The 26,206-nt window shown below is 59.6% G+C and carries 26 protein-coding genes and 1 riboswitch; of the genes, 7 read left to right on the forward strand and 19 right to left on the reverse strand.

What is annotated here, in order from left to right:
- The first annotated feature begins 102 nt into the window (after positions 1 to 102).
- Positions 103 to 3,426, forward strand: coding sequence for a thiamine pyrophosphate-dependent enzyme (locus tag ACPYOP_RS24145; RefSeq protein ID WP_481412811.1), 3,324 nt, complete (start codon positions 103 to 105; stop codon positions 3,424 to 3,426).
- A gap of 111 nt (positions 3,427 to 3,537) precedes the next feature.
- Here ACPYOP_RS24145 and olsC read toward each other — a convergent pair whose 3' ends face one another.
- From olsC to ACPYOP_RS24215, 14 genes are all read right to left on the reverse strand, one after another.
- Positions 3,538 to 4,383, reverse strand: a complete 846-nt coding sequence (gene olsC / locus ACPYOP_RS24150; RefSeq protein ID WP_481412812.1) for an ornithine lipid ester-linked acyl 2-hydroxylase OlsC — start codon at positions 4,381 to 4,383, stop codon at positions 3,538 to 3,540.
- A 417-nt stretch (positions 4,384 to 4,800) separates the two neighbouring features.
- Entirely contained in the window at positions 4,801 to 6,171 is a 1,371-nt protein-coding gene (locus ACPYOP_RS24155) for a voltage-gated chloride channel family protein (protein ID WP_481412813.1), read from the reverse strand.
- Between the two features lie 115 nt (positions 6,172 to 6,286).
- A riboswitch (Fluoride riboswitch) is annotated at positions 6,287 to 6,375 on the reverse strand.
- A 156-nt stretch (positions 6,376 to 6,531) separates the two neighbouring features.
- On the reverse strand, positions 6,532 to 8,400 hold the full coding sequence (locus ACPYOP_RS24160) for a hypothetical protein (protein ID WP_481412814.1): 1,869 nt from the start codon (positions 8,398 to 8,400) through the stop codon (positions 6,532 to 6,534).
- A gap of 124 nt (positions 8,401 to 8,524) precedes the next feature.
- Entirely contained in the window at positions 8,525 to 9,355 is an 831-nt protein-coding gene (locus ACPYOP_RS24165; RefSeq protein ID WP_481412815.1) for a class I SAM-dependent methyltransferase, read from the reverse strand.
- A 41-nt stretch (positions 9,356 to 9,396) separates the two neighbouring features.
- Positions 9,397 to 10,440, reverse strand: a complete 1,044-nt coding sequence (locus tag ACPYOP_RS24170) for a Gfo/Idh/MocA family protein (RefSeq protein WP_481412816.1) — start codon at positions 10,438 to 10,440, stop codon at positions 9,397 to 9,399.
- 8 nt (positions 10,441 to 10,448) lie between these two features.
- Positions 10,449 to 11,234 carry a ThuA domain-containing protein gene (locus ACPYOP_RS24175; RefSeq protein WP_481412817.1) on the reverse strand — a complete coding sequence of 262 codons (786 nt, stop codon included), beginning with the start codon at positions 11,232 to 11,234 and terminating at the stop codon, positions 10,449 to 10,451.
- Between the two features lie 164 nt (positions 11,235 to 11,398).
- On the reverse strand, positions 11,399 to 11,740 hold the full coding sequence (locus ACPYOP_RS24180) for a DMT family transporter (RefSeq protein WP_481412818.1): 342 nt from the start codon (positions 11,738 to 11,740) through the stop codon (positions 11,399 to 11,401).
- Positions 11,741 to 11,759: 19 nt separating this feature from the next.
- On the reverse strand, positions 11,760 to 12,323 hold the full coding sequence (locus ACPYOP_RS24185) for a TetR/AcrR family transcriptional regulator (RefSeq protein WP_481412819.1): 564 nt from the start codon (positions 12,321 to 12,323) through the stop codon (positions 11,760 to 11,762).
- Between the two features lie 96 nt (positions 12,324 to 12,419).
- Positions 12,420 to 13,508, reverse strand: coding sequence for an ABC transporter ATP-binding protein (locus ACPYOP_RS24190; RefSeq protein WP_481412820.1), 1,089 nt, complete (start codon positions 13,506 to 13,508; stop codon positions 12,420 to 12,422).
- Positions 13,509 to 13,599: 91 nt separating this feature from the next.
- Positions 13,600 to 14,475: a carbohydrate ABC transporter permease gene (locus ACPYOP_RS24195; RefSeq protein WP_481412821.1), complete on the reverse strand. Its 876-nt coding sequence runs from the start codon at positions 14,473 to 14,475 to the stop codon at positions 13,600 to 13,602.
- A gap of 1 nt (position 14,476) precedes the next feature.
- Entirely contained in the window at positions 14,477 to 15,382 is a 906-nt protein-coding gene (locus tag ACPYOP_RS24200; protein ID WP_481412822.1) for a carbohydrate ABC transporter permease, read from the reverse strand.
- Between the two features lie 71 nt (positions 15,383 to 15,453).
- Positions 15,454 to 16,722, reverse strand: coding sequence for an ABC transporter substrate-binding protein (locus tag ACPYOP_RS24205; RefSeq protein WP_481412823.1), 1,269 nt, complete (start codon positions 16,720 to 16,722; stop codon positions 15,454 to 15,456).
- A 233-nt stretch (positions 16,723 to 16,955) separates the two neighbouring features.
- Positions 16,956 to 17,849 (reverse strand): sugar phosphate isomerase/epimerase family protein, encoded by an 894-nt coding sequence (locus ACPYOP_RS24210; protein ID WP_481412824.1) that lies wholly within the window; start codon positions 17,847 to 17,849, stop codon positions 16,956 to 16,958.
- A gap of 4 nt (positions 17,850 to 17,853) precedes the next feature.
- A complete protein-coding gene (locus ACPYOP_RS24215; RefSeq protein WP_481412825.1) occupies positions 17,854 to 18,897 on the reverse strand; it encodes a Gfo/Idh/MocA family protein in 1,044 nt (347 codons plus the stop codon).
- Between the two features lie 136 nt (positions 18,898 to 19,033).
- On the opposite strand from ACPYOP_RS24215, the gene ACPYOP_RS24220 reads away from it, so the two are divergent.
- From ACPYOP_RS24220 to ACPYOP_RS24230, 3 genes are all read left to right on the forward strand, one after another.
- Positions 19,034 to 20,077: a substrate-binding domain-containing protein gene (locus tag ACPYOP_RS24220; protein ID WP_481412826.1), complete on the forward strand. Its 1,044-nt coding sequence runs from the start codon at positions 19,034 to 19,036 to the stop codon at positions 20,075 to 20,077.
- Between the two features lie 90 nt (positions 20,078 to 20,167).
- Entirely contained in the window at positions 20,168 to 20,557 is a 390-nt protein-coding gene (locus tag ACPYOP_RS24225) for a group II truncated hemoglobin (protein ID WP_047629379.1), read from the forward strand.
- 7 nt (positions 20,558 to 20,564) lie between these two features.
- Entirely contained in the window at positions 20,565 to 20,942 is a 378-nt protein-coding gene (locus ACPYOP_RS24230) for a DUF423 domain-containing protein (protein ID WP_481412827.1), read from the forward strand.
- Between the two features lie 35 nt (positions 20,943 to 20,977).
- On the opposite strand, the gene hmuQ is transcribed toward ACPYOP_RS24230, so the two are convergent.
- From hmuQ to ACPYOP_RS24255, 5 genes are all read right to left on the reverse strand, one after another.
- Positions 20,978 to 21,292 (reverse strand): heme-degrading protein HmuQ, encoded by a 315-nt coding sequence (hmuQ, locus tag ACPYOP_RS24235; RefSeq protein ID WP_481412828.1) that lies wholly within the window; start codon positions 21,290 to 21,292, stop codon positions 20,978 to 20,980.
- Positions 21,293 to 21,310: 18 nt separating this feature from the next.
- Positions 21,311 to 21,589 carry a hypothetical protein gene (locus ACPYOP_RS24240; RefSeq protein ID WP_481412829.1) on the reverse strand — a complete coding sequence of 93 codons (279 nt, stop codon included), beginning with the start codon at positions 21,587 to 21,589 and terminating at the stop codon, positions 21,311 to 21,313.
- Positions 21,586 to 21,984: a DUF2325 domain-containing protein gene (locus ACPYOP_RS24245; RefSeq protein ID WP_481412830.1), complete on the reverse strand. Its 399-nt coding sequence runs from the start codon at positions 21,982 to 21,984 to the stop codon at positions 21,586 to 21,588. Before ACPYOP_RS24245 ends, ACPYOP_RS24240 begins: the two co-directional genes overlap by 4 nt.
- Before the next feature lie 135 nt (positions 21,985 to 22,119).
- A complete protein-coding gene (locus tag ACPYOP_RS24250) occupies positions 22,120 to 23,373 on the reverse strand; it encodes a cell envelope integrity TolA family protein (protein ID WP_481412831.1) in 1,254 nt (417 codons plus the stop codon).
- 4 nt (positions 23,374 to 23,377) lie between these two features.
- Positions 23,378 to 23,824: a hypothetical protein gene (locus ACPYOP_RS24255; RefSeq protein WP_481412832.1), complete on the reverse strand. Its 447-nt coding sequence runs from the start codon at positions 23,822 to 23,824 to the stop codon at positions 23,378 to 23,380.
- Between the two features lie 192 nt (positions 23,825 to 24,016).
- Here ACPYOP_RS24255 and hemP point away from each other — a divergent pair, with 192 nt between their 5' ends.
- The 3 genes from hemP to ACPYOP_RS24270 are packed head-to-tail and all read left to right on the forward strand — an operon-like array spanning position 24,017 to position 26,198.
- Complete coding sequence (gene hemP / locus ACPYOP_RS24260) at positions 24,017 to 24,190, forward strand: hemin uptake protein HemP (RefSeq protein WP_047629363.1); 174 nt, start codon at positions 24,017 to 24,019, stop codon at positions 24,188 to 24,190.
- 9 nt (positions 24,191 to 24,199) lie between these two features.
- Complete coding sequence (locus ACPYOP_RS24265) at positions 24,200 to 25,255, forward strand: hemin-degrading factor (protein WP_481412833.1); 1,056 nt, start codon at positions 24,200 to 24,202, stop codon at positions 25,253 to 25,255.
- A 10-nt stretch (positions 25,256 to 25,265) separates the two neighbouring features.
- Positions 25,266 to 26,198, forward strand: a complete 933-nt coding sequence (locus ACPYOP_RS24270) for a heme/hemin ABC transporter substrate-binding protein (RefSeq protein WP_481412834.1) — start codon at positions 25,266 to 25,268, stop codon at positions 26,196 to 26,198.
- Positions 26,199 to 26,206 lie beyond the last annotated feature (8 nt).

Raw genomic sequence — 26,206 nt, forward strand, 5'->3', positions numbered from 1 at the left:
CTGAGAAGATATTGTCATTTAACGTGTATTGAAAAAGGCAGCCTAGGGGTCTACCTAGGTCCCTTCAGTGGATTTAGACGAAAGATTAGGAAAATCATTGAGATGGAAGGGAGGTTTACAACAGAATACCTCAAGCAACTTCATAGAATATTTTTCGTTTCCAGAGAAATAGACCGGCTTGAGCGAGAATTCATCAAGCAGGGCATAGCACATTTCCATGTTTCCGGCGCCGGACACGAGTCCACGGCGCTGCTCAACGAGTTTCTCCAGGACGACGACTGGCTGCATCTCCATTATCGCGACAAGGCATTGATGCTGGCGCGCGGCATGCCCATTCGTGAGTTCTTCTCCAGCCTGCTCGCCACAGCCAGTTCACATTCAGGCGGCCGGCAGATGAGCGCGCATCTTTCCTCCCGCGCACTCAACATCACCTCTATCGTCGGCCCCGTCGGCAACAATGCGCTCCATGCCGCCGGCGTTGCCGCGTCCTTGAAGCACAGGCCGGGCATGCCGATTGCCGTCTGTTGCGTCGGCGACGGCACCACCCAGCAGGGTGAATTCCTCGAAGCGGTCGCCGAGGCCGTGCGCGGCCAGTATCCCGTCGTCTTCGTCATCGAGGATAACAGCTTCTCCATTTCGACAAGAACGAGCAAGCAGACCTTCTTCGATCTGCCCGGCGGCCCGGCCTCCAGCTTTTACGGTGTCGAAATCATCCGCACCGACGGCGACGATCTGCGGGCGTCGCGCGAGGCCTTTCATAAGGCGGTCCGCCACAGCCGCAACAATCGCACGCCAAGCATAGTGCTCCTCAATGTCGAGCGGCTGTCGGACCACACCAATGCCGACGATCAGAAGACCTACCGCACCCTGCTCGAAATCGAGGCCGGCTCCTCGCGCGATCCGCTGCCGAACTTGCGGGCCATGCTGCAGAAGGCAGGCATCGACGCCGACGCGCTTCGGAAGATCGAGCAGGAGCTGACGGCCGAGGTCCAGGCGGAAGCCGCCCTCGCCCGCAAGGAAGACGCCCCCAAGGTCGAGCCGGATGCGAAGGCTCCCTATCCGGCTTCATTCAAGGGAAAAACGGAATATCGCGGCAATGAAAAAGCATCGACACTGACGATGCGCGAAGCGCTGAACGCGGTCCTCGACAAGCAGCTTGCCGCTAACGCCGACGTCGTTCTGTTCGGCCAGGATATCGAAGATCCGAAGGGCGATGTCTTCGGCGTCACCCGCGGCCTCAGCACGAAATATCCCGATCGCGTGCGCAACGCCGCTCTCAGCGAATCCACCATCGTCGGCACGGCCGTCGGTCGTGCGCTGGCCGGGCAGCGCCCCGTCGCCTTCCTGCAATTCGCCGATTTCCTGCCGCTTGCCTACAACCAGATCGTTTCGGAAATGGGCAGCATGTTCTGGCGCACCGAGGGCGCATGGGAAGCTCCCGTCATCCTGATGGTGAGCTGCGGCGGCTATAAGCCCGGCCTCGGCCCGTTCCATGCCCAAAGCTTCGAGGGCATGCTGGCGCACACACCGGGCATCGATGTCGTCATGCCCTCCAGCGCCGGCGATGCGGCCGGACTTCTCAACGCCGCCTTCGAGTCGCGGCGCCCGACGGTCTTCCTCTATCCCAAGGCCGTGCTCAACAATTCCGACGGCCGCACGTCCGAGGATCTCGACAAGCATTTCGTCCATCCCGGCCTGTCGCGCCATGTCGCCCGCGGCCGAGACATCACGCTCGTCAGCTATGGCAATACCGTTTCGCTCTGCGCCAATGCCGCAAGCGCTTTCGAGGCCCAGGGCTTCTCCGTCGAGGTGATCGATCTCCGCTCGATCTCGCCCTGGGACGAGAAGGAAGTGCTGGCGAGCGCCAGGCGCACCCGCCGCCTGATCGTCGTCCATGAGGACAATCGCACCGTCGGCATGGGCGCGGAGATCATCGCCACCGTGACCGAAAAGACCGATGTGCCCGTCGTCGTCCGCAGGCTTGCGCGCTCGGACGCCCATATCCCCTTCAACTTCCGCAACCAGCTCGAGACGCTGCCCTCCTATCGCAAGCTGGTCGACCTGATGGCCGAAGTCCTCGAATGCGAGGTGACCTGGCATGAAGAGGACGATAGCGGCCCGACAGCGGCCATCAAGGCGATCGGCTCCGGCCCTGCCGACGAAAACGTGCTGGTGACGGATCTGTTCGTCAAGCCCGGCGACACGATCGAAGTGGGCCAGCTCGTTGCCGTCGTCGAGGCGACGAAAGCCTCGGTCGAGATCTGCGCCAATATCGGCGGCGTCGTGCAGGAGGTCTTCGCCAAGGTCGGCGACCAGATCGCCACGGACAGTCCGCTTCTAACCGTCGACGCCAATCGCGATCTGAGCGAGCAGAATTTCGCGCTCGCCTCCGAAATCCAGAACAAGTTCGTGCTGCGCCGCCTGAAGTCGCATGTCATCCCGACGCTGCGCCGCCATACCGGCAGCTTCTCCGAAGTCGTCATCAACGGCATCGGTTTCGCAACCGGCGCGCGCCGTGTCACCAATGAAGAAATCATCCACAACTGGCCGAACCGCCGTGCTGACGAGATCCTGGCGCTGACCGGCATCAAGAGCCGCTTCTGGGTCGGACCCGAAGAGGGTACGCTGAGCCTTGCGACGAAAGCCGCGCGCGATCTCCTGCGGCAGAACCAGATTTCGATCCACGATATCGATCTGGTGATTGCCGCCACCGGAACGCCTGATATCGCCACGCCGTCGCTCGCAAGCCGCGTCGCGGTTGCCGTCGCCGAAGACGGCGTGCGACCGTCGCTTGCCGCCTATGATATGGGTGCCGCCTGCTCCGGCTATCTCTATGCACTGCAGCAGGCCTATGATTTCATCGCACAGCAGAACGACGCCAAGGTGCTCATCATCACCTCGGAAGTCCTGTCGCCGCTGCTCGACATGAACGATTTCTCTACAGCGATCCTCTTCGGCGATGCCGCCACGGCCAGCCTGGTGACCAGCCGCGACATGGCGCGCAATCCGCTCTTCACCGCAAGCCGCCCGATCGTCAGCGGCCGGCCGGAGCCGGGCGATCTGCTCTACGTTCCGCTGCCTGATGATGGTGTCATTGCCATGAACGGCCGCGCGGTCTTCACCGAAGCCGTGCATTCGATGACCCGTTCTATCGAAAACGCCTGCGTCGATGCAGGCATCGAGCTTGCCAACCTCGACCTCTTGGTGCCGCATCAGGCAAACCAGCGCATCATCGACACGATTGCCAAGCGCAGCGGCCGCCCGGCCCTCAGCGTCATCGAGACCTATGGCAACACCAGTTCGTCAAGCATTCCGCTTGCCATGCTGCATGTCGCCAATGAGCGCTCCGAGCCATTGAACCTTGGGCTCGTGGCCTTCGGTGGCGGCATGACGGCAGGCGCTGCAATCGTGCGGACCGTGAAGTAGGCAGGGTTTCACTCTCTGGACGCCTCCCTGCAGCTGCACGTGACTGAATAAAACAAAACCCCGGCCTCCCTCAGAGAGACCGGGGTTTATGAAACTAAACAGTCGACGCGATCAGGCCTTCGGGCGGTTTCTGAAGGCCTCGGCTTCGGCGTAGAACTTCTTTTCCCATTCCTTGTGATTATCGAGACCTTCCTTGATGAAGGGCGTGAAGATCGCCAGGTTCATCAAGGCCCAGTTGACGAAACGGGCCGGGAATTTCAGCGGCTTGACGAAATCGACGAAGAGCACCACGCGGGTCTTGTCGGAATGGTTCCAGGCTTCGTGCTCGTAGGCGTCGTCGAAGATCAGCGCCTTGCCTTCCTGCCAATGGCAAACCTGCTTGTCGACGCGGATGGCGAGCTTGTCATTCGGCTCCGGCACGATGAGGCCGAGATGCAGGCGCAGCACGCCGTTATAGGGGCCGCGGTGGGCGGGCAGATGCTTGCCCGGCTCGAAGATCGAGAACATCGCCGTCGTCAGGCCGGGGATCTTCTGCACGGCTGCCCAGGTATTCGGGCATGCCTTGATGTTCTGTTCGGACTTAACCCCGAAACCGAGGAGGAAGAAGGTCTTCCACCGGCTGTCGGTCGAAATGGTCTTCACGTCGGTGGAGATGTCCTGGAAGGTCGGCAGCTCACTCTGGCGCAGCAGCACCTTTTCGAGCTCGGCGCGGATAGCCGGATAATCCTTCTCGATCTCGGCCGCCCAGGGGAAGGTCGCGGTGTCGTAGACCGGCGGATTGCCGAGCTTGGCATATTTCAGGTTGAGGCTTTCGGCCCAGGCAACGATGCCCATGAAAAAGCGGGTCATGGCGCTCGGGCGGTCCATCGGCGCAATGCCGGCCGTGCCGAAGGTCTGTTCCGGAGCAGGAGATTGGTGGGAAGTGGGAGCAGGTACGCTCAAGGGACTCTCCGTCATGTCTGTCTTTTGGGGCGGTGCGGTCCGGGAGGAAATTTTGCCCGGGGAATCCGCATGCGAATCCCGGAGCGAGAACAGGCTTGTCATTGGGAATGCTTGCCCGTCCTTATCCTGATCGACGCCCGACTCCTTGTGTTATGCGATGATCTCAATAGGCGATTATATGAGTTGATTAGTCGAATTTCGCAAGAGAGTCCGTTCGCAACGAGCGGTGGTTTGTCGTGGAATGAATCTCCGCGATTCTCGAGAGGGATTCACCTCAGAATCGGCAAAAATGCGGCGAAATCTGCCGACTCCAATCACGAAACCGTTTGAGCCTGAATTATTAGCCGGACAATTGCAAGCCCTACCATCCACTCAATCCGGCGCCAAGAAACACGGCAAGATAGAGCACGACAACCTCCAGCCGTCCTTGCGTCAAACCTTTCCGACCTTATGGGCATTTTCTCGCCGCGTCTTCAAGCCACGCTCGCGAATATGGCGAAGCGGCGTATCGACGGGAATATTGCCGGCAGCAGCACTCTTGGCGATGCCGAGCCGCTGCGACAGGTAGATGCTCGTATGGCCGCTGCAGATATAGGCAAGGAAGCAGGCGACGGCGAGATAGACCGTATGCGTCGCGCCGAAGAGCTCGATGCCCATGATCATGCAGGCAAGCGGCGTATTGGTAGCGCCGGCAAAGACAGCGACGAAACCCAACCCGGCGAAGAGATCAACCGGCGCACCGAGAATGGCGGCAAGTGCATTGCCAAGTGCGGCACCGATGAAGAACAAGGGCGTCACCTCCCCGCCCTTGAAACCGGCACTCAGCGTCACGATCGTGAAGACGGCCTTCCAGAACCAGCTCCAGTAATCGATATGGACCGGATCGAAGAAGCCAAGGATCGTCGCATCGCCAGCATTGGGCGACCAGACGCCAAGTCCAAGATATTGCCGCGTACCGAGCAGATAGACGAGACCGATCAGGATCGCACTGGCGATGACAGGCCTGAGCGGCGCATAGGGGCAGAACCGCTTGAATGCCGCCGACGCCCGATGCGAGACTTCGCTGAATGAGCGCGCCATCAGGCCGAAGATCACGCCGGCGATACCGACCTTGGCGAGCAGCAGCGCATCGAGATGGAAGGTACTGGCCGGCGTGCCGGCGAGGTAGCCGATCTGATACTGGATATGCTCGATGCCCCAGGCATGGCAGGTCCAATCGGCCGCGATCGCCGCAGCCAGGCTCGGGATCAGCGCCTCATATTGCATGCGCCCGATCGTTAGAACTTCGAGAGCGAAGACAGCACCGGCGATCGGTGTGCCGAAGACCGCGCCGAAGCCCGCAGCGATCCCCGCCATGAGGAGAATGCGGATCTCGGCATGGCTGAGCCTGAAAAGTCTGGCGAATGCGCTCGCAATGCTGCCGCCGAGCTGCACCGCCGTCCCCTCGCGTCCCGCCGAACCGCCGACCAGATGCGTCAGGACCGTCGAAACCAGGATGAAGGGCGCCATGCGCAGCGGCACGCCGCCGCCGGGTTCGTGGATCTGGTCGACGATCAGATTGTTGCCGCCTTCCGACCCGCGGCCGAAGCGCTGATAGACCAGTACCATCAGGAAACCGGCAATCGGCATCAGGAAGATCAGCCAGGGATGGTCGAAACGCGCAGCCGTCGCCTTGTCCAGGCTCCAGAGAAACAGGGCGCAGAGCGAGCCGACGACAACAGCCATGGGTACGACCAGGACTATCCATTTGAACAGGCTGCGAAATTGCTGAAAGCGATGATGAAAATAGGCGGAGGCGGACATCAGTTTGCCCCTCCCGCAAGGCCGACGGACGATCCTGCGGGGACAGTGGATAAATGACATGAGCGGGATAACGGCAGGAAAACAGGCACGACTCCACTCCTTCGCCTCTCAGGCGCGTTGAGTAGGAGTCATCAGCTTCCCTGGAAAAATCAGAGCAGCGGTTCGGCCACCATGGCCCGGCAGAAATCCATTACCGTTGTACTTTCCATACAAAAACAGGCCCGCCGCTGTCAACGGGCAGCGGCTGAACACACCAAAGCAATTCCAGGAGAAGTGCTCCTTGGAAATTGGCATTTCTTTCGTCCTTAAGCCGATGTTTCTTGGCGCACAAGCAACGACCGCCGCTGTTCGTTATTCTTCTTATTGTCCTGACCCAAACGTACATGATCCTTCGAGTACGAAGGCGCCGGAACCGCCTGTCACGATCGTTGTCGGTGCCGGTATTGTCGACTGGCCGCTGCCGCTTTCGACAAGCAATATTTGATTTGAACCAGGGGATATAATCCCGGACAGCGTAGTAAACGAGGGACTGAGCGTAATTCCCGCCATAGCGGAAATGGTGCAGAACGCATTCTGGTTTGATAGCGCGTTGCCAGCAAACGGCAGACCATTGATAAAGAGAGAACCTGAGAGGCCGCTGGAGGTAGTACCGCTTATGTTAAAGGTAGTCGTCACCTGGGAGCCATCATACCAGAACGTCCCAACACGCGAGCTATACGTTACAGTGCCGCTCGCGCCGCTCCCAACCACCGCCGGGGTCCAATACTGTCTTACGCCGCGCAGCGCATAAATGCCACCCGCGGATGTTGTGGGAATCACAGGTGCTGGATACTTCACATTGGCGATGCTTAATGGATTTGCGCCTGAAATGAAACCGGAAGTTCCGGCATTAATAGAGGCAGACCCATTATTGTCGTTGTTGTAGTTCCAAAGCACCCCGTTACTAAATTGCAGGCTTCCACTGCCCAATACGGCGATGCAGCTACCGCCGGCGTAGTAGCAATCTATATTTCCGATCGATACCTGGGTACTTGTCCCAGAATCCCGATAGGTTCCTGAACCAGGCTGACTTCCGGTTCCGGGAAATGACTGGCCCGACCCGCGAAGATTGGCGATCTGTAGTTGCACGCCTGTCGCGCCGGGCTGAATCCAAATACCGTATAGCGTGGCGTCAGCGGACACAGAACCGATCTGGGCGCCTGTCGTAGTGCCGTTGCTCGATTGGGTAAAGGTTAGGGCACTATGATAAGAGAAGCAAAAAATGTCGTCTATAAAAGGTCCATCGGATCGTGCGTAGACAATCGGATCAACAGTCTGGTCGAACGCTGCGACGACGGAAGCCCCTGACCAGAAAGGCCAAAACTGGATATGTTTAAGCGTCGAAATATCATATAGGGCATCAAAGGAAAGACACGTTCCCTGGGGCTGGCCATAAATATTTGTGATGTGCTGCCGCGCAGAGTTAAAGACACTGATGCAATGCGTTGTATTATAGAACAGGATATTATCAAAATCGACCCGGCCACCATTATTTGAAACTACAAAGAAATAGGGATAGGCGTTTGGGGTCCAGGGACCGGTACCAATCGTTGGCTGGTCATCATAAAACGCTATATAAGAAAAGGAAGGCGTACCTCCTTGGCCTGAAAGGCCACTTATTGTGGCGGGGGTGAAAGAAGTGCTAGAGCGGTGAATCCACGTACCGAGCATATTTGTGCTGCTCAATGATCCCGCTGAAACTGCCTCATTCCAGCCTGCTCCACGGAAGCAAGGGGTCTGTGCCGACATCGTTACTGCGGAGGACCATAACCAAATTCCCGCCGGAACAAAGATGCAACCGACATTTGCGTCATAGGCTTTCTGGACGTATTGGCCAATATCTGTCGAGTTGTTGTTTCGTGCACCCCAAATGCGGATGTCCGTTATTGTGCTGGGCTGCAGCATCCAACACCCTGTTCCGCTTGATGGCTGGACCTGCGCGCCGTTATCGGCGTGGGTGCAATTGGATGCTGACAAGGTATATGTAGCGGCGCCACCGTCCCCGGCAGCGTAAAACCCGCTGCGGACAATCGTCGTTCCCACCGCCAGTCCCGAAATGGACGTCGATTGTAACGCAGCGTTTGTTTGGACCGTGCTGGCGCTCTGCGCCCAGGCACTCGTACTGAAACTGAACACGAGAAGTGCCCATGCGAGCAGCAAAAATTGTCCGGCAGTACGGTTGCGGAACATCGAAGTACCCCACAAACATTGACGATAACCACACATTTACACCTTAAGGTCGTGATGTCGAGAACGGCAAAGCGTACTCCAATGAAACCGGACGGAGATTCCGATCATCAGCTAGGGCTTTCTATCACACCGCGCGGGCAATCATCTCGATCGGCGCGAGCAGGCCGCCTTCGACCGACACGTTGACGTTGCTCATGCGCTCGCCAGCCCTCGGGCCCATCAGCGTACGAAACCCCTGGTCTCGCGCCTCACCCGCCGCGGCAGCCCTGGCGCGCGCTTCATGTGCCAGCCGGATTGCGAGAGCACTGCGATCCTGTTCCACCTCGACCGTGAAGCCAGCTTCATGCAGCAGGTTTCGATAGACATCCGGGCTGCGGACGAAACTTGTCTCCGCCTCCATCGCCCAGGGCATCGGATAGGGCAGCGTTCCCTCCCGCATCTGCATGATCTCATAAAGCCCGAAACGACCGCCCGGCTTGAGAATGCGCCTGATCTCGGAAAACAGCCGCGCCTTGTCCTCGATGTTCATGCCGACATGGATGAGCGTCGTCCGATCGAAGCTGCCGCTCTCGAAAGGAAGCGCCAAAGCGCTGCCCTGCCGGAAGGAAACCAGATCCTTGAGACCGCAGCGGGCCGTCAGCCAATTGGCGACCCGCACGAACTCATCGGTGAGATCGATGCCCGAGACGATGCATCCATAGATATCGGCAAAATGTCGGGCGGGCCCGCCGAGCCCCGAGCCGATATCGGCAAGCCGCAGGCCGGCGGCAAGATCGAGATCCCGCGCGAAGTCCACCGTCGCCGCATGCCGCCCCAGATGGAATTCATCGACATCGCTCAGATCGCGTATGCGCAGATTGTCGATATCCTTGCCGTCAGCCGCAAGGATTTGCAGGATCGCCGTTTCCAGCGATCCGTGCGTATAGTGGCTGGCAACTTTTTCCTCGGTAGACATTTATGCACTCCCAAGGCTTTACCTGAAGGTTGCCTATGATATCAGACCTTCAGTTCGCGCCGCTCGGTTTCCGTTACCATGGCAAGATCCAGCACGCGCTGCAAGTTCGCTGCGTGGCGGAAGCTCGGGTCCTGGCTGCTGCCGGTCATGACAGCTTCGGCGAAACGCTGATAGTTGGTCAGCACCGGCGGCACTTCAAGCACCCTCCACGTCGCCGTTTCGGTGTCATCGCCAAGGCATCCGCGCAATTCGGAGCCGTTCGGGCTGTGGGACACTTCCAGGCCGCCGCGCTCGCCGTAGATGCGCAGCTTCAGCTCGTTCAGATGTCCCGTCGCCCAACGGCTCGCATGCACGACGCCGAGCGCACCGTTGGCGAAATCGACCGACATCGAAAAACTGTCGTTCGCGTCGAGCGTATATTCGCCGATGCGCTCGCCAGGCGCCTTTTCGAAGGTCTTCAAGCGGGCGAAGACGTGACCGATATCAGTCGCTGCGCCATAGGCGGCGAAGTCGAGGATATGGATGCCGATATCACCGAGAACGCCGTTCGAGCCGTGCCCGGTCGACAATCGCCAAAGCCATTTGGATTCGCTGCGCCAGTCGCCCCAGGCCTTGGAGACGAGCCAGCTCTGCAGATAGGACGCCTCCACATGCTTGACCGTGCCGATCTCGCCCGAAATCACCATCTCGCGCGCCTTCTGCAACTGCGCGACATTGCGGTAGGTCAGATTGACCATGTTGACGACCCCTGCCCGTTCGGCAGCTTCCGTCATCTCAAGTGCCTTTTCATAATTCTCCGCGAGCGGCTTCTCGCAGAGAACATGCTTGCCGGCGGCAAGCAGCGGCAGGGTCGTCGGATGGTGGGCTTTGTCCGGCGTGACGTTGGTCGCCGCATCGAACTCGCCCCAGGCGATGGCCTCGTCCAACGATAAAAAGCGCTTCTTGATATCGAACGTATCGCAAAAGGCGGTGAGCCTCGTCGCATCCGTATCGACGGCGCCGATGATTTCGACGCCAGGAATGCGGGCGAAATGCTCCACATGGTTCTTCGCCATGCCGCCCGTGCCAACTACTATGAGACGCATATGATACCTCAGCGATAACCGGCTTCGCCGGCTTGGTGCAATTTCGGGCCGCGTTCGACGATCGGCTCCAGTGCCTTTTCAACCGGCACGTTCGGCGCATCATGGATGCTGGCCTGGGTGCCGAGCGGGTTGTGAGCCCATTTCACGGAATTGATCAGAACCTTCTGAACCGTGCCATTGTGATAGGTCGGATATGTCTCGTGGCCCGGGCGGAAATAGAAGATGCTGCCGGCACCACGACGCCAGGTCATGCCGGAACGGAAGACTTCGCCGCCCTGGAACCAGGAGATGAACACGGTTTCCAGCGGCTCCGGAACGGAGAACTGTTCGCCGTACATTTCCTCGTTCTCAAGCTCGAAATGCTCGCCGAGGCCGGCCGCGATCGGATGGCGCGGATTGATGACCCAAAGGCGTTCGCGCTCGCCGGCTTCGCGCCATTTCAATGCGCAGGGCGTGCCCATCAGGCGCTTGAAAACCTTCGAGAAATGGCCGGAATGCAGGACGATCAGGCCCATGCCTTCCCAGACGCGCTTGGCGACGCGCTCGACGACCTCGTCCTTGACGGCGCCGTGATCCTTGTGGCCCCACCACAAAAGAACGTCGGTATCCTTCAGACGGGCTTCGCTGAGACCATGCTCCGGCTCCTGCAGCGTTGCTGTGGTCGCCTCGATACCGGCGTCGGCATTCAGCGCCTTGGCGATGGTATTGTGCATGCCCTCCGGATAGATCTCGGCGACGACCTTGTTTGTCTGCTCATGAATGTTCTCGCCCCAAACGACGGCACGAATAGTCATTTCGGCACTCCTCTTATACCATTGAAATTGAATGGGTTATGCGATCCAAAGCGCTTTGGGAAAGCGCCATGCTTCAAGCCTCCATCAGCCCAGTCGGGGCAAGAGATAAAGCCTCCCCGCGAATTTGACAAAGACAAAAACGACCATAGACAACACCTGTGTTTTCAGTGCGACACGGATTTTGAAAAGAGATTGACGACGAGCACGCCGGCAATGATCAGACCCAGACCGACGACGGCTGCAAGGTCGAGTTTCTGGCGGAAAAGCACGACCCCCACTATCGAAATCAGCACGATGCCGAGCGCGCTCCAAATCGCATAGGCGATGCCCACCGGAATGACCCGCAACGTCACCGAAAGACAATAGAAGGCTGCGACATAGCAGACCACCAGGACGACCGTCGGGCCGAGGCGGGTGAACTGCTGCGACATCTGCAATGCCGTCGTGCCGACCACCTCAAGCACGATCGCGACCAGCAGCATTGCATAGACCGATGCGTTCGCCATTCCATTGTCTCCGATAAGGTTAGAGCTGCGTCAGCTCGATCAGCCGGTCGATCAGCCTTTGACGAGCGCTCTCGTCCATCTCGTGGCTGCCGAGCAGGTCGGCAAGCCAGATCCCATCGGCTGCCAGCCTGACGATCGCCGCATCCACCGAGGAGTCCGTACCGACATATTCCTCGCTGCGCTCGCGCACCCATGCATGCCACCGCTGCCGCAATTGCGGTTCGGTCAGCAGCACCATCGTCACCTGCGCCCAGTCCTTCGTACCCTCGGGCTGATCGCGCAGCGCCAGGCAGGCATGCAGGTAAGCGCGGGTAAAGCGGCCATGCGGCAGCGGATCGGCGCGCATCGCTTCCTCGATCGCGGCATCCAGCCGTTCCAGCAGGCTTTCGAACAACGCCTCCAGAAGCATGTTCTTGCTGGGAAAATGATGCAGCAAGCCGCCCTTGCTGACGCCGGACGCGCCGGAAACGGCATCCAGCGTCACCGCCGTCATCCCTTTTTCGGAAGCAAGCCGCGCCGCCACGTCAAGCAATTGCTGGCGGACGAATAAGGGCTGCTTCTTCCTATGATGCGCAGTGGACATGGCGATATAACATACCAGTTGGACGGTTTCGTCAACGGCTGACTTGATTGCCTCTGAACCTTATCGAATGTGGCTGCTCTTCCTGTTGCTCCCCCCCTAGTTTACCGAATGATAGGCTGCATCCTTCTCGTCGAAGATGCTCACCTTTGCGGCATCGACGGTGAAGGCGATCGGCGAGCCGGTGGCGATGGTCGTCATGCCGGGATCGGTGCCGATGATCTTCGAGCCGTCCTTGAGCCTGACATGAACGAGAGAACGGTCGCCCAGACGCTCCACCGTCTCGACCTTGCCGTCGATGTCGCCCTTTTCCGCCGCCGTGACGACCAGATGCTCGGGGCGGATGCCAAGCGTCAGCCCGGAATTCGAAAGACCGTTGAGCGCTATCGCCGTCTTGATGACCGATCCGTCCGGCAGCGTTGCCGTCGCCAGCCCGCTTGCCTCGCCGACACCGGCTATATTGATGAAGTTCATGCCCGGCGACCCGACGAATTGAGCGACATAGCGCGTTGCGGGGCGCGTATAGATCTCGACGGGAGTGGCCACCTGCTCGATCTTCTTGTTGTTGAGCAGGACGATACGATCTGCGAGCGTCATCGCCTCCACCTGGTCGTGGGTGACGAACACCATGGTCGCGCCCAGCCGCTCATGCAACTGCGCCAGCTCGACGCGCGTGCGCGTGCGCAGGCCTGCATCGAGGTTGGAGAGCGGCTCGTCGAAGAGGAAGACATCGGGCTCACGCACGATGGCGCGGCCGATCGCGACACGCTGGCGCTGACCGCCGGAGAGAGCCGAGGGCTTGCGATCCAGAAGATGCGGCATTTCAAGGATCTTGGCAGCCTCCTCGATGCGCCTGTTGATCTCGGCCTTCGGCGTTTTGATGTTGCGCAGGCCGAAGGACATGTTGTCGCGAACGGTCATATGCGGATAGAGCGCATAGGATTGGAAAACCATCGATACGCCGCGCTCGCCGGGCGGCAATTGATCGACGCGCTTTCCGCCGATCCAGATCTCACCGCTGGTGATCGACTCCAGACCCGCGATCATGCGCAGCAATGTCGACTTTCCGCAGCCCGAGCCGCCGAGGAAGACGACGAACTCGCCCCGTTCGATCGTCAGATCGATGTCGTTGAGAACCTGCACGGCACCGAAATGCTTGGTGAGGGACTTGATGTTGATTCCTGCCACTTTACGCCTCCTGCGGAAAATCGAAGTCGTCGGACTTGCCATTCATCGCGCCCGCCCGACGACGACAGTCGGACCGGCGCTTCCGCATTGGTTATTTGACGGCACCGACCGCGACACCGCGCGTCAGGGTCCGTTGGAAAATCAGAAAGAAGATCACCGTCGGCAGGATACCGAGCAGCGACGCTGCCGCAATTGCGGTCGGCTCCTGCGTATTGGCTCCCGACAGCACGCCCATGGCGACGGATACCGTCTGGTTGTTGTTGGAGACCAGGAACACCAACGGGATCAGGAATTCGTTCCAGGTCCAGATGAAGAAGAACGTCGCGAGCACCGCAAGCGTCGGCCTGAGCACCGGCACGATCACCATCCAAAGGATCTGCCAGCGGCTCGCATTGTCGATCTGCGCCGCCTCGATGATCTCGCGCGGGAAGGTCGCCATGACTGATGACAGCAGATAAGTGCCGAATGCGGTATGCAGGACACCGATGATCAGGATAACCGAAAGCATCGAGTCGAACAGACCGACCTGCTTGGACATATAGTAGAGCGGATAGACGAGCGCCTCCTGCGGCGCCATGATCGAAATCAACAGGATGACGAGCATCACCTGTCCGCCGCGCACGCGACCGATGCCAATGGCATAGGCGTTGAGCAGGCTGAGTACGACGGCCAGAATGGCGGTGCATCCGCTGATGAGAATGCTGTTGAAGAGCTTGCGCGGGAAATCGACGGTCGCCCAGAAGTTCTTGAGCGCCGTCAGATCAAAGCTCTGCGGAAAGGCGAGCGGACCGTTGGCGGCATAATCGGAAGGCGTCTTGATGGCATTGACGGCGGCCAGGAAGAACGGAAAGAGCGTGCCTGCAAGGAAAACCAGCAGGATGGCCAGGACGACCCATCGGCCTATCCCTTTCTTCTGGCCATGGTGCACCGAAACAGCCGGGGCGGAAAGTGAAGACGTGGCCGTCATATCAGTGCCCTCCCTCGGTTTGCTTCGATTGCATGCGCAGGAACACGACGCCGAGTAAGATGGTCACGGCCGTCTGCAATGTCGCGATCGACGCGGCATAGCCGACGCGGTTCGTCGTGAAGAAGTGATAATAGGACAGATAGGACGGAACCGTCGTTGCATTGTCCGGCCCGCCTGATGTCAGAACATAGATCGGCGCGAAGACCTTGAGCGCCGCGATCAGCGTCGTGAGCGCAACCACGAAGATTTCGGGCATGAGCATCGGGATCGTAATGGAACGGAAGCGCCCGAACCAGCTTGCATTGTCAAGCTCGGCAGCCTCATAGAGCGAGGGGTCCACGCGCGCCAGCCCGGACATGAAGACCACCAGGCAATAGCCGACCTGCACCCAGACGATGACGGCTGAAACCGCCCAAAGCGCATAACTTGCGTCCCCCAGCCAGTTCTTGGCGAGGAAATCGAGCCCGATCGCTTTCAGCACCGCATTGATGATGCCGATCGGATTGAGGATCCATGCCCAGAGAACGCCGGCGGCGGTCAGCGGCAGGATCTGCGGCAGATAGAAGCCCGCGCGAAAGAAGCTCGACCACTTCTCGCTGAATTGCGCGCTGATATAGTCGAAAAGCACCGCCGCAAGCAGCAATCCCAGCAGAATGGGCACGATGGTCATCGAAATGATGAACAGCAACGTATGCTGGATCGAACCCCAAAAGAGGGTGTCCTGAAGCAATCTTTGATAGTTTTCCAGGCCGACATAGCGCGGCGGAATGACGCCGCCCTTCCATGTCGTGAAGCTGATTGCGAGATTGGCAATCAGGGGAACGAGCACGATGAGAACAAAGCCCAGCACGCCGGGAATCATATAGAAATAATACCCCGCCTTGCCGGCGTTCTTCGACTTATCCATCGAAATCCTCCAGTCCGATACGGCGAGGCGACGTTGGAGCCGTCTCGCCGTTGTGATTGTCGCCGATGGTGTTACTGCGCTGCCTGCACGTCGTCGTAGGCCTTCTTCAGGCGTGCCCCGAACTGGTCAGGCGTCGTCGAGCCGTTCACCAGGCCTGTGGTCGCCTGGATCAGCAGCTCGTAATAGCCGGGGACCGGCCAATCCGGATACAAGCCGAGACCGCCCTTGGCGGAAATCTGGTTGAAGAGTTCGACATTGCGCTTGCCGACTTCGTCGGTGACCGCGGCCGGATCGGCAGCAATGGCGACGCCGCCGAGATTGGCGTCCAGATTTTGGTTCTCCTTGCTCAGCAGCAGATCGATGAATTCGTAGGCGAGATCCTTGTTCTTGGCGCTCTTCGGCACCATGAACAGGTTGCCGGTCGAACCGGTGCTGTATTTCGGTGTCGGGAAGACGAACTGGCTCCATTTGAAGTTCTTGATCGAGCCGGCGAAATTGCCATTGTTCCAGGTGCCGCTGACGAACATTGGCGCCGTGCCGGACGAGAAGAGGTTGTCGGCACCGCCCGTGCCCTTGAGGCCGGTCGAATCCTTGGAAATATAGCCCTTGCTCACCCAGTCGACGATCTTCTGGGCAGCAAACAGGAAGGGCTTGGTGTCGAGCGGCGCCTTGAGGCCCTGATAGTTCTTGACCCAGGTATCGTCGGCCTGCGTCAGGGCCAGCGTATAAAGCAGGTGCTGCGCGTTGGAATCCACCGTGCCATAGGCAAGCGGCGTAATGCCCTTCTTCTTGAAGGTGTCGAGAGCGGCTTCGAATTCGTCCAGCGTGGTCGGCACTTTCACGCCGTTGGCCTGGAACATATCGATATTGTAGAAGACCGAGACGAATTCGGCGTGAGCCGGAACACCAATCATCGGGCCTGAACCGTAAATGCCGTTGGCGTCATATTTGCTGAGCTGCGTGTTGGTTTCGTTGAGAATCTTGTCCCAGCCGCGTGACTTGAATTGGTCGTCAAGCGGCGTCAGCAGGCCCTGCGAAGCGACGAGTCCTGCCGTCGCATTGCCCTTGTTATACTCCAGAACGTCCGGAGCCTGGTCCGAATTAAGGATAAGGCTGCCTGCCTTCTGCAACTGGTCGAAGGTCTTCTGTTCGAAATTGATGGTGACATCCGGATGCTTGGCCTTCAGCGTTTCAAGAGCCTTGGTCCAGGCCTTGGCCTGAGGCGTGTCCGGCAACTCGAACCACCAGACGTTAAATGTCTTGCTCTGGGCGTGCGCGACACCGGCAGCCAAAAGAAGCGACATGCCGGCAGAAACCGCCAGCTTCGAAAAAATATTCATACATTCTCCTCCACCATGCGAACCGTGACGGTATTAGTCCGACGACATGGCCCGCGCTGCCGTCGGCGTTTCCTCTTAGCTGCACCGAGCGCCCGCCTGTCACATGGGACAAGGGGCGGACGCTCGGCAGTTCCTCCGTAGGGTACCCGTCCTGCCCGAAGCATCAGCCGCTCCGGGCATCACATTAACGCACAACTTGCCGCCTAAATCGATGCAGTATTGCAAATCATGCGTTACTCGACGAATTCGCCACCCCGGCTTCTCTTGAGATAGTTCAGGCCGTGAACCTGGCCAGTCATTTCGAGCGCGTCGCGATAAACCGGATCATGCCAGCCTTCGATGTCGATGGAACCGGACCAGCCGGCAAGGCGCAGCTCGGAGATGATGTCGGTCCAGTTGCTGTCGCCGAAGCCCGGCGTGCGCATGAAGACGAACTTCTCCTTGCCGAAGATGCCGTGTTCCTTGATGACGTCCCAGCGGATCGTCGCATCCTTGCCGTGAACGTGGAAGATCTTGCTCGCCCATTTGCGGATCTGCGGCAGCGGCTCGATCAGATAGACCATCTGATGGCACGGCTCCCATTCCAGGCCGATATTGTCGTCCGGTGTCTCGTTGAACATCAGCTCCCAGGCATCCGGGTTATGCGCGATGTTCCAGTCGCCGGTCGCCCAGTTGCCATCCATGGCGCAATTTTCGAAGGCGATCTTGATGCCCTTGTCGGCGGCGCGCTTGGCAAGCTCGCTCCAGATCTGCTTGTAGCGCGGCAGGCTGTCGGTGAGCGGCTGGTTACGGATACGGCCGGTGAAGCCGGCAACGCAGGTCGCGCCGAAATGATGGGCGTTGTCGATGCAGTCCTTCCAGCCTTGCAGCGTCTGCAGGTCCATCTCGCGCTCTTCGAGCGGATTGCCGAACATGCCGATGGTCGAGATCGTGATGTCGCGGTCGCCGATGGCGTCGCGGCAGCGCTTGCCAAGATCCGCAAGGTTCTGGCCGTTGGTCGTCTGCCAGAAGAAGGGTTCGAAGCTTTCGAAGCCAAGATCGGCGATCTTTGCGATGTTCTTGGCGGCATCGTCGTTCGTCGCCCTGATCATCGTGCCGATGCGGATGGCCTTTGCCGGATTTGTCATGATGTCATTGTCCTTGTGCTGAAATATCGACACGCCGGCCCGTCTTGGCGCTCTCGATCGCGCCGAGAACCATGGCGAGGCTGCGAATGTTGTCACCGCTTGCGGTCTCTGGCGACTTGCCGGTTTTGATCGCGTCGATGAAGGAGGCGATGACGCTGGCGTGGCCGTGCGTCTCTTCCTCGTATTTCGGTCCGGGAACTTCGATCGGGGTGAAGCCATGCAGCAGGCCCGGCTCGTCGCCGGCGACACCAGCCTCGAAATTCTCCTCGCCGTCCCAGGTCAGCATGCCCTTGCTGCCGGTGAGCCGCCATTGGCTTTCCCAGCTCGTGCGCTGACCCTCGGCACACCAGGAGCCGCGATAGCTGAAGACGACATCATCGGAAAAATCGAACAGCGCATGCGCCGATGCGCCATGCTTGTACCAAGACCCAACGGGGTTCTTTTCGACGCAATAGACCGAGAGCGGCACCTTGCCGGAAACGAAGCGGGCGGCATCGAAAGTATGAATGGCCATGTCGAGCAGCAGGACATTGTCCATTTCCTCGCGGAAGCCGCCGAAATGCGGGCCGAGGAAGAAATCACAGTGGACGCCCGTAAGCTCGCCGATCGCCCCCTCTTCCACCAGGCGTCGCATGCGACGGATGCCGGAGATGAAGCGGCGGTTCTGGATGATGGCGTGGACCTTGCCGGCCTCAGCTGCAAGATCGATCAGCGCAGCGCCCTCGGCCAGCGACGTCGCCATCGGCTTTTCGCTCAAGACATGGCAGCCGGCCTTCAGCGCCGTCGAAACCACGCCGAAGCGCGCGGCGGGGATGACGATATCGAAGACGAGATCCGCCTTGGTTGCAGCAATAACCTCGGCGAGATCCGAACCTATGACGGCATGGTCGAGAGAGAATTCTTTCGCAAGGCTTTCAGCGGTCGCTCGATTGAGATCGACCAGACCGACGATCTGAATGGATTCGGCAAGTGTCGGCGTCGAGGCGATGGCCCTGAGCCAGCCCTTGGACATAGCTCCGCACCCGCACAAAATGGCATTAAATTTCACGATGTCCTCCAGCGGGCGGTGCGGAAACCCCTCATGACACGCGCTCCGTAAACGTTTACGATACTATGCGAAAAGATTTTCCTGTGTCAATAGAGGAGGACAACGGAAAATGTTGCATGGAGGAAAACCGCGGCCGATGAAGGGAATTCGTCAGCTTGCCGAGCATCTCGATATCTCGATCGGCACAGTATCACGGGCGTTGAACGGCAAGCCTGATGTCAACGAGGAAACCCGCAAGCGCGTTCTCGCTGCCGCCGAGCAGCTGGGTTATGTAGCCAACCAATCAGGACGCAGCCTGCGGCAAGGCACGACGAATGTCATCGGACTGATGATCCAGTCCAGCCGGGAAACGGTTGAAAACAGCGACAATTTCTTTCTGACCGTGACGGGGGGGCTGCAGAGCGTATTCTCGCGCCACAAGCTCGACCTGATCATGCTGCCCTGCCCGCACGACGAAGATCCGTATGAATATCTGAAGCGGATGGTGGCAAGGCGCGTCGTCGACGCCCTCATCATTTCGGAGACGCAGCGCGTCGACAAGCGCTTCGACCTGCTCGCCAAGGCGAAGATCCCGTTTGCGGCACTCGGCCGCAGCCTTTCCGGCGCCCAGCATCCCTGGGCCGACCTCGATTTCGACGGCGTCGTCAATTGTGCCATCGATAGGCTCGTGGCGCATGGACATCGCCGCATCGCCGTCAGCGCACCCTCGAGCGACATCAATCTCGGTTTCATCTTCGTCGACGGCTATCGCAGGGCGCTGGAGCGGCATGGCATCGCCTATGATCCGGCGCTCGTCATCCGCGCCAAATCGAGCGAACAGGGCGGCTATCAGGTTGCCGACGAACTGCTGAGCCTCGAAGACGGGCCGACGGCCGTGATCCTGATCTACGAATTGATGGCGATCGGCTTCTATCGGCGCGTGATGGAAGCCGGCATCATCCCTGGGCGCGACATTGCGGTCGTCAGCTTCCGTGAGGCGCCGCGCGCCAAATTCCTGCAGCCGGCGCTGACCTGCTTTCGCACCTCCGTGCATGATCTTGGCGTCGAGCTGGCGGAGATCCTGCTTTCCAGCATGCCCGCCTATAGTCAGGAATATCCCAGGAAGACACGCCAGACGGTGTGGCCGCTCGAGCTCATTCCCGGGGAGAGCGACGCGTTTCACCTGACGACCGGTAAATAAGGCAGCGCCGAAACGCCGCATCGGCCGCTTCGGCGGTTGCGGCCGCGCCTTTCAGTTGCCATGTAGGACATCGCAAATAGAGGCCCGGGCTTGAGCGAAGAAACCATCACACTTTACGAAGCGATCGGCGGCGACCGCACGGTGCGGGCGCTGACATCGCGGTTTTACGAACTGATGGATACGCTGCCGGAGGCTGCCAATTGCCGCGCCGTGCATCCGCCGAGCCTCGAAGGCTCACAGGAGAAATTCTACGAATATCTGACCGGCTATCTCGGCGGTCCGCAGCTCTATATCGAGAAACGCGGCCATCCGCGCCTGCGCAGCCGGCATTTCGTCGCCGCTATCGGTCCGAAGGAGCGCGACGAATGGCTGCTGTGCTTCCGCCGCGCCATGGATGAAACCATCGAGAACGAAAAACTGAGGGCGATCATCTGGGAGCCGGTCGAGCGTCTGGCCTTCCATATGCAAAATAGGGAATGAGGAAAACATGAGCATTGGCGCCGCAATCCGTCCGGCTACCCTGTTTATCGCCGGCATTCTCGGCGGTGGCGGCGTCGCGCTTGCCGCGGCCGCTACCCATGGCGGCGACACGCATTTCCTCGGCGCGGCCTCCACCATGAGCCTCGCTCATGCCCCGGCCCTTTTGGCGCTCTACGCCGGCTATGACCGTATCCGCACCGCGCCGGCTGCCGCGATCCTGCTGGGATTGGGAACGCTGATCTTCGCCGGCGATCTCATCATCAGGCACTTTGGTGGGAGCTCGCTCTTTCCGATGGCCGCTCCGACAGGCGGAATGGGCATGATCGCCGGCTGGGCCGCGATAGCGCTCGGCGCTTTCTTCAGAACCGGTGCGACCAAGGCCTGAGAGAAAGCTATCTTACCGAGGCAGGCGACTCCGCCTCAAATCCCCGGAACGACAGCGAAACCCTCGAATTGCGGCGGCCCCCAATAGAGCCGCTTGTTCTCGCCGGCACTGCGATGCGCCATACGAAAATGCTCGGATTTCGTCCAATTGATGAAATCCTCTTCGCTATGCCAGGTCGTGTGCGAGGAAAACAGCGTATAGCCCTCTTCGACATCCGTCTTGCCGCGCAGGAGGCGGAACTCAAGAAAACCGGGCACTTCGGATAGCCGGGAATCCCGCCCTCTCCAAACCTCTTCGAATTCGCCTTCCAAACCGATGACGACCTTGAAGCGGTTCATGGCGATATACATGGCAACCTCGTTCGACGATCAGACCTTCTTACGACGCGCGACAATCTTATCCACGTCAGGTGCAAAGGCAACGACATTTGCGCCGTCGCGGCTCGCGGCATCGAGGGGCTGATCCGGCGCCTCTCCCGGCAGCCGCGTCTTCCAGGACGGGAAGGCGGTTATATTGGCGGCACACTGCTGCTCTTCGGCGCGGCGCATCAGCAAGTCATAGAGTTCGGGCACGAGCCCATCGCCATTCCGTGCGGCCAGCTTGTGCAGGCCGATCAGCATAAACCCGTCAGGGCCATTATCGATCATCGGGAAGCATCTCGTTCATTCATGGTCTGCAGCGCCCGCTCGAGGCTCGACTTGCTGCCATTGCGCAAGGGGATGAAGGCCTTGCCGAACTTCTTGCAGCCTGTCTTCACGCGCAGGCAGGCGTCGTGGCTGATGCAATCGATCGGGCAGAAGACACAGTCGACCGATGGCAGCACGGTATCGATCCGCGATACCGCCTCGCGCAGGCCGCCATCATGATGGATCAGCTCGGCGCCGAAGCTGCTGGCGATCTGGCGCAAATGCGCCACCTGGCAATCGCGGCCGCCCACATAGAGGAAGCTGCGCCCATCGAGACCGGTTTTCCCGGAAGGCTGCTGCGCCGCCTGCGTTTCGCGGCTCGCGCGACCAGAAGCCTTCTTCCCCTTACGCGCCATGCGTCACCCGTTTGCTGGTTGCTCTTATGTGCTCGATTCCATCGAGCGCGACGCGACCTTATTAAACTTGATTTTTGCAGTAAAGTATAAAGTTGATAATTTTCATCATATTTTATTGTGACACCGATCCGATGGCTAGCGTCCTCCGACCTGAACCGCTTGTATGAACGGCCAGGTCGGCCTGTCCCATTCCGAAGGCAGCGGCGGAAATGGCGCCGCGTTCCGGATCTGCTCCATCACGGCTTGATCCAACGCCGAGTCTCCGGAACTGCGCGTCAGGGAAAGAGACCGGAGTTCGCCACCAGAACCTATCGTCAAATTTATAACGAGTGTCAGGCCCTTTTCATATTTCGAGGAGACCCGTTGAACATAGCGCCGAATACGGGATTGCACTTTGCCTTTATAGTTCGCGACAGCAGCATCACCTGAACCCGTGCGGCGAGCATTCACTTGCGAATTTGTGTCGGATTGTGCCGTCTCGGTACCATCGGCGGACCCTCGCTTGGTATCCTCCCGGCTCTCCCCTCGTGACCCCGACTTCGCCTTGGCGACCTTGGCGACCGGCCTCTTGACTTCCTTGGGCTTCTCGACCGGTTTCGGCTTTTCCACGGGCGTTGCTATTGCCGCCGGCGGCTCGATTGGCTTGGCTTCGACGACCTCGGTCTCCATGGGCTGCACCGGTTCGGCCGGCTGAATGACCGTCGTCTCGGCCGGTGTCTGCGTCGCCAATATCTGCGGCTGCTCCGGTGCAATTGCCGTGGGTTGAGTCTGCTCGACAGGCGCGACGGGTTCGGCCGTTTGCGCCTGCTGTGTCTCGACTTCCTGTGGCTGAACGACATCCGGCTGCGGCGGCTGGGTCTCTTCCGGCGTTACCTCGGTCGGCTGAACCGTCTGCGGCTGCACGGCTTCGGCCATCACCTGTTCAGGTTTGGTCTGCGGTATCTCCTCGCCGGCAGCCATCTGATCCGCATCGGAATTGCCGATCATGATGACGCTAACAGTGTCGCCCGCCTCTTCCTGCGCCTCTTCCGGCGTCGCGACGAAGGTCACCAGCAACACAGCAACGATCACCGCATGGAACAGGCAGGAACCCATTCCGGAGAAAAGAAGCGATGTCCTGCGCCCAGCAACAACCTCGCGCGGCCTTTCGGGCAGCGCGTCCATCGGCAGGTGCTCCGCCGTCTCGACTGGCGCGGCTTCACCTGGGTGATCCGGAAAGGAACTGATCTCAGTAAATCGGCTGTAATGCGCGACCGCTTCGCCGGCCGGCGGTCGTGGCGCACCGTCGAGGCCGGTCAGTTCGTGGCCCGGCAGTACGCTCGGATAGTTGTCATTCAAGCCGCCGTTGGCGCGGCGCCCCACGGAAACCTTGACCGAGCGCGTCGCCATGGCTTCAACCCTCGAAGGGAACTGATATCTGCGAACGGGTCGTCAGCGCCGCCTTGCATTCGCCGGCCGCCGGGCCGTCACAGACCGGCGTATCATTGATGATGATGCGCGATACGGTCTCGCACTTCACGCCGGGCATATCGAATTGCCGCACGCGTTTCTTGCCGAGCGGCAGGTCGCGGAAATCGAGAACGGTGACACGGTCGACCGCGTTCTTGTCGTTGAAAAAGGCGAGTTCGAAGGAAATCTTGCTGATCGGCGTCGCCATGTCGTTTTCGGCGACGAAGGTCATCATGCACCCCTTCTGCGACGGCGCCAGCGCATTGAGTTCGACGTCGAGCTTGTGAGCGGCAGCCGCTGCCGCATTCGCATCCTGGGCGAAGGCGGGAAGAGAGGATGCCGCGGCAAACAGCCCCGAAATAGCGAGCGCCAGGATCGTTTTCGTCAGCATCGGCATGCCTCCTGAATATGTTTTGACGCATGCCTTCCCAGCCAACGGCCTTGGCGTGTAGCGTCGAAATTTTTAAACTTGACTTTATCAGTCTCCTATTGCGTCTTTATGAAACCATGACTATGAGAGTCAAGTTAAATTTGGCCGAACAAGGGTTCGGCCCCCGATGAATTTTCAGGCAAACTGAACAGGATGATTGCTGAGAAGACCCCAACGCCGCCGGTACAATGCACGGCCGCACCGCAGGTAAGAATTGTCGAGAGCACGGATATTTTCCGGGGCCAGACCGAAATCATGATCAAGCACGAGGGCGTCATCTACCGCATGAAGATTACGCGCCAAGGCAAACTCATACTCAACAAATAGGCATATCAGATGACTGAGACGACCCGACCGACCCCCGCCGAAATCCGCGCCTTCCGCGCCGAAAACCCGAAGATGCGCGAGCGCGATATCGCTGCCCGCCTCGATATTTCCGAAGCCGCTCTGGTTGCGGCCGAAGTCGGCATTTCAGCCATCCGCATCGAGGCTGATGTCGATCGCTTTCTGGAGAGGATTGCCTCGCTCGGCGAGATCATGGCGCTGTCGCGCAACGAAAGCGCCGTGCACGAGAAGATCGGCGTCTATGAAAACATGAAGTTCGGCGCGCAGGCGGCCATCGTGCTGGGCGAAAATATCGACCTGCGCATCTTCCCGAAGCGCTGGGTGCATGGCTTCGCTGTGACCAAGACCGATGGCGATCAAAAAAAGCTGAGCTTGCAGTTCTTCGACAAGGCCGGCGACGCCGTCCACAAGGTGCATCTGCGCCCCGACTCGAATGTCGATGCCTATCACGCCATGGTCGCGGAACTGCGCATCGAAGACCAGTCGCAGGAATTCGCCGAAGATCACTCGGGCTATGACAATGGCGCGACGGATGGCGACGTCAGCCGTGACGAATTGCGCGACCATTGGAGCCGCATGACCGACACGCACGAATTCTTCGGCATGCTGAAGAAACTCAAGATCGGCCGCCAGGAAGCAATCCGCACCGTTGGCGATGATTATGCATGGAAGCTGGACGCCGGTGCCGTCGCCGAGATGCTGCACGCCTGCGTGCGCGAGGGCCTGCCGATCATGTGCTTCGTCGCCAACGAGGGCACCGTGCAGATCCATTCCGGCCCGATCCACAATGTGCAGACCATGGGGCCATGGATCAATGTCATGGACCCGACCTTCCATCTGCATTTGCGGATGGATCACATCGCCGAGGCTTGGGCCGTGCGCAAGCCGACCAAGGACGGCCATGTCACCTCGCTCGAAGCCTATAATGCCAGGGGCGAGATGATCATCCAGTTCTTCGGCAAGCGGAAGGAAGGCTTCGATGAGCGCCCTGATTGGCGCGCCATCGTCGAAAGCCTGACAAGGGCCGGCACCAGCGTCGCCGCATGAGGAATGGTTCATGACGATGTTTAGGAACTTCAAGCGCATCAGGCCATGGGAAGTCGTCCTGACCATGGTGGTGATGGCACTGCCGCTCGCGCCGGCCAATCCGATCGCCGGCTTCGGCAGCCTCGTGCGCCATGCGCATGCGGCCGAAACGTCCAAGCTGGATACCTCACGCCTCGTTTCCATCGGCGGCGATGTCACCGAGATCGTCTATGCGCTCGGTGAGGAAAAGCGGCTCATCGCTCGTGATTCCACCAGCCTCTATCCGAAGGAAGCAACCAAGCTTCCCGATGTCGGCTATATGCGCGCTTTGTCTCCGGAAGGAATCCTGGCCGTTAATCCCACAGCCATCATCGCCGTCGAGGGTTCCGGCCCACCGGAAGCACTGGCCGTGCTGCGCAACGCCAGCCTGCCCTTCGAAACCGTGCCGCAGCACTATGACCGCGACGGCATCCTGAAGAAGATAGAGACCGTCGGCGCGTTGCTCGGCGTGCCGGAAAAGGCGAAGGCGCTGGAAGCCAAGGTTGCAGCCGATCTCGATGCGGCAATCGCCGAATCCGCCAAGCGTCCGGAGGCCGAGCGCAAGCGCGTGCTCTTCGTGCTCAGCAACCAGAACGGCAAGATTCTCGCATCGGGCAGCGACACCGCCGCCGATGGCATCATCAAGCTCACCGGCGCCGTCAATGCGATCAGCGGCTTTTCCGGCTACAAATCGGTGACGGATGAAGCGATCATCGAAGCCAAGCCCGACGTCATCCTCATCATGGATCGCGAGGGGCCGCTGTCGATATCGAACGAGGACCTGCTCAAGCAGCCGGCCATTTCACTGACGCCTGCCGCCAGTCACAAGGCGATCGTTCGCATGGACGGCCTGCACCTGCTCGGCTTCGGGCCGCGCACCGCGAGCGCCATTCGCGAGCTGAACGCCGCGATCTACGGAGGCTGACGTGGCAT

This window comes from Rhizobium sp. KNZ2-6A (assembly GCF_056755475.1).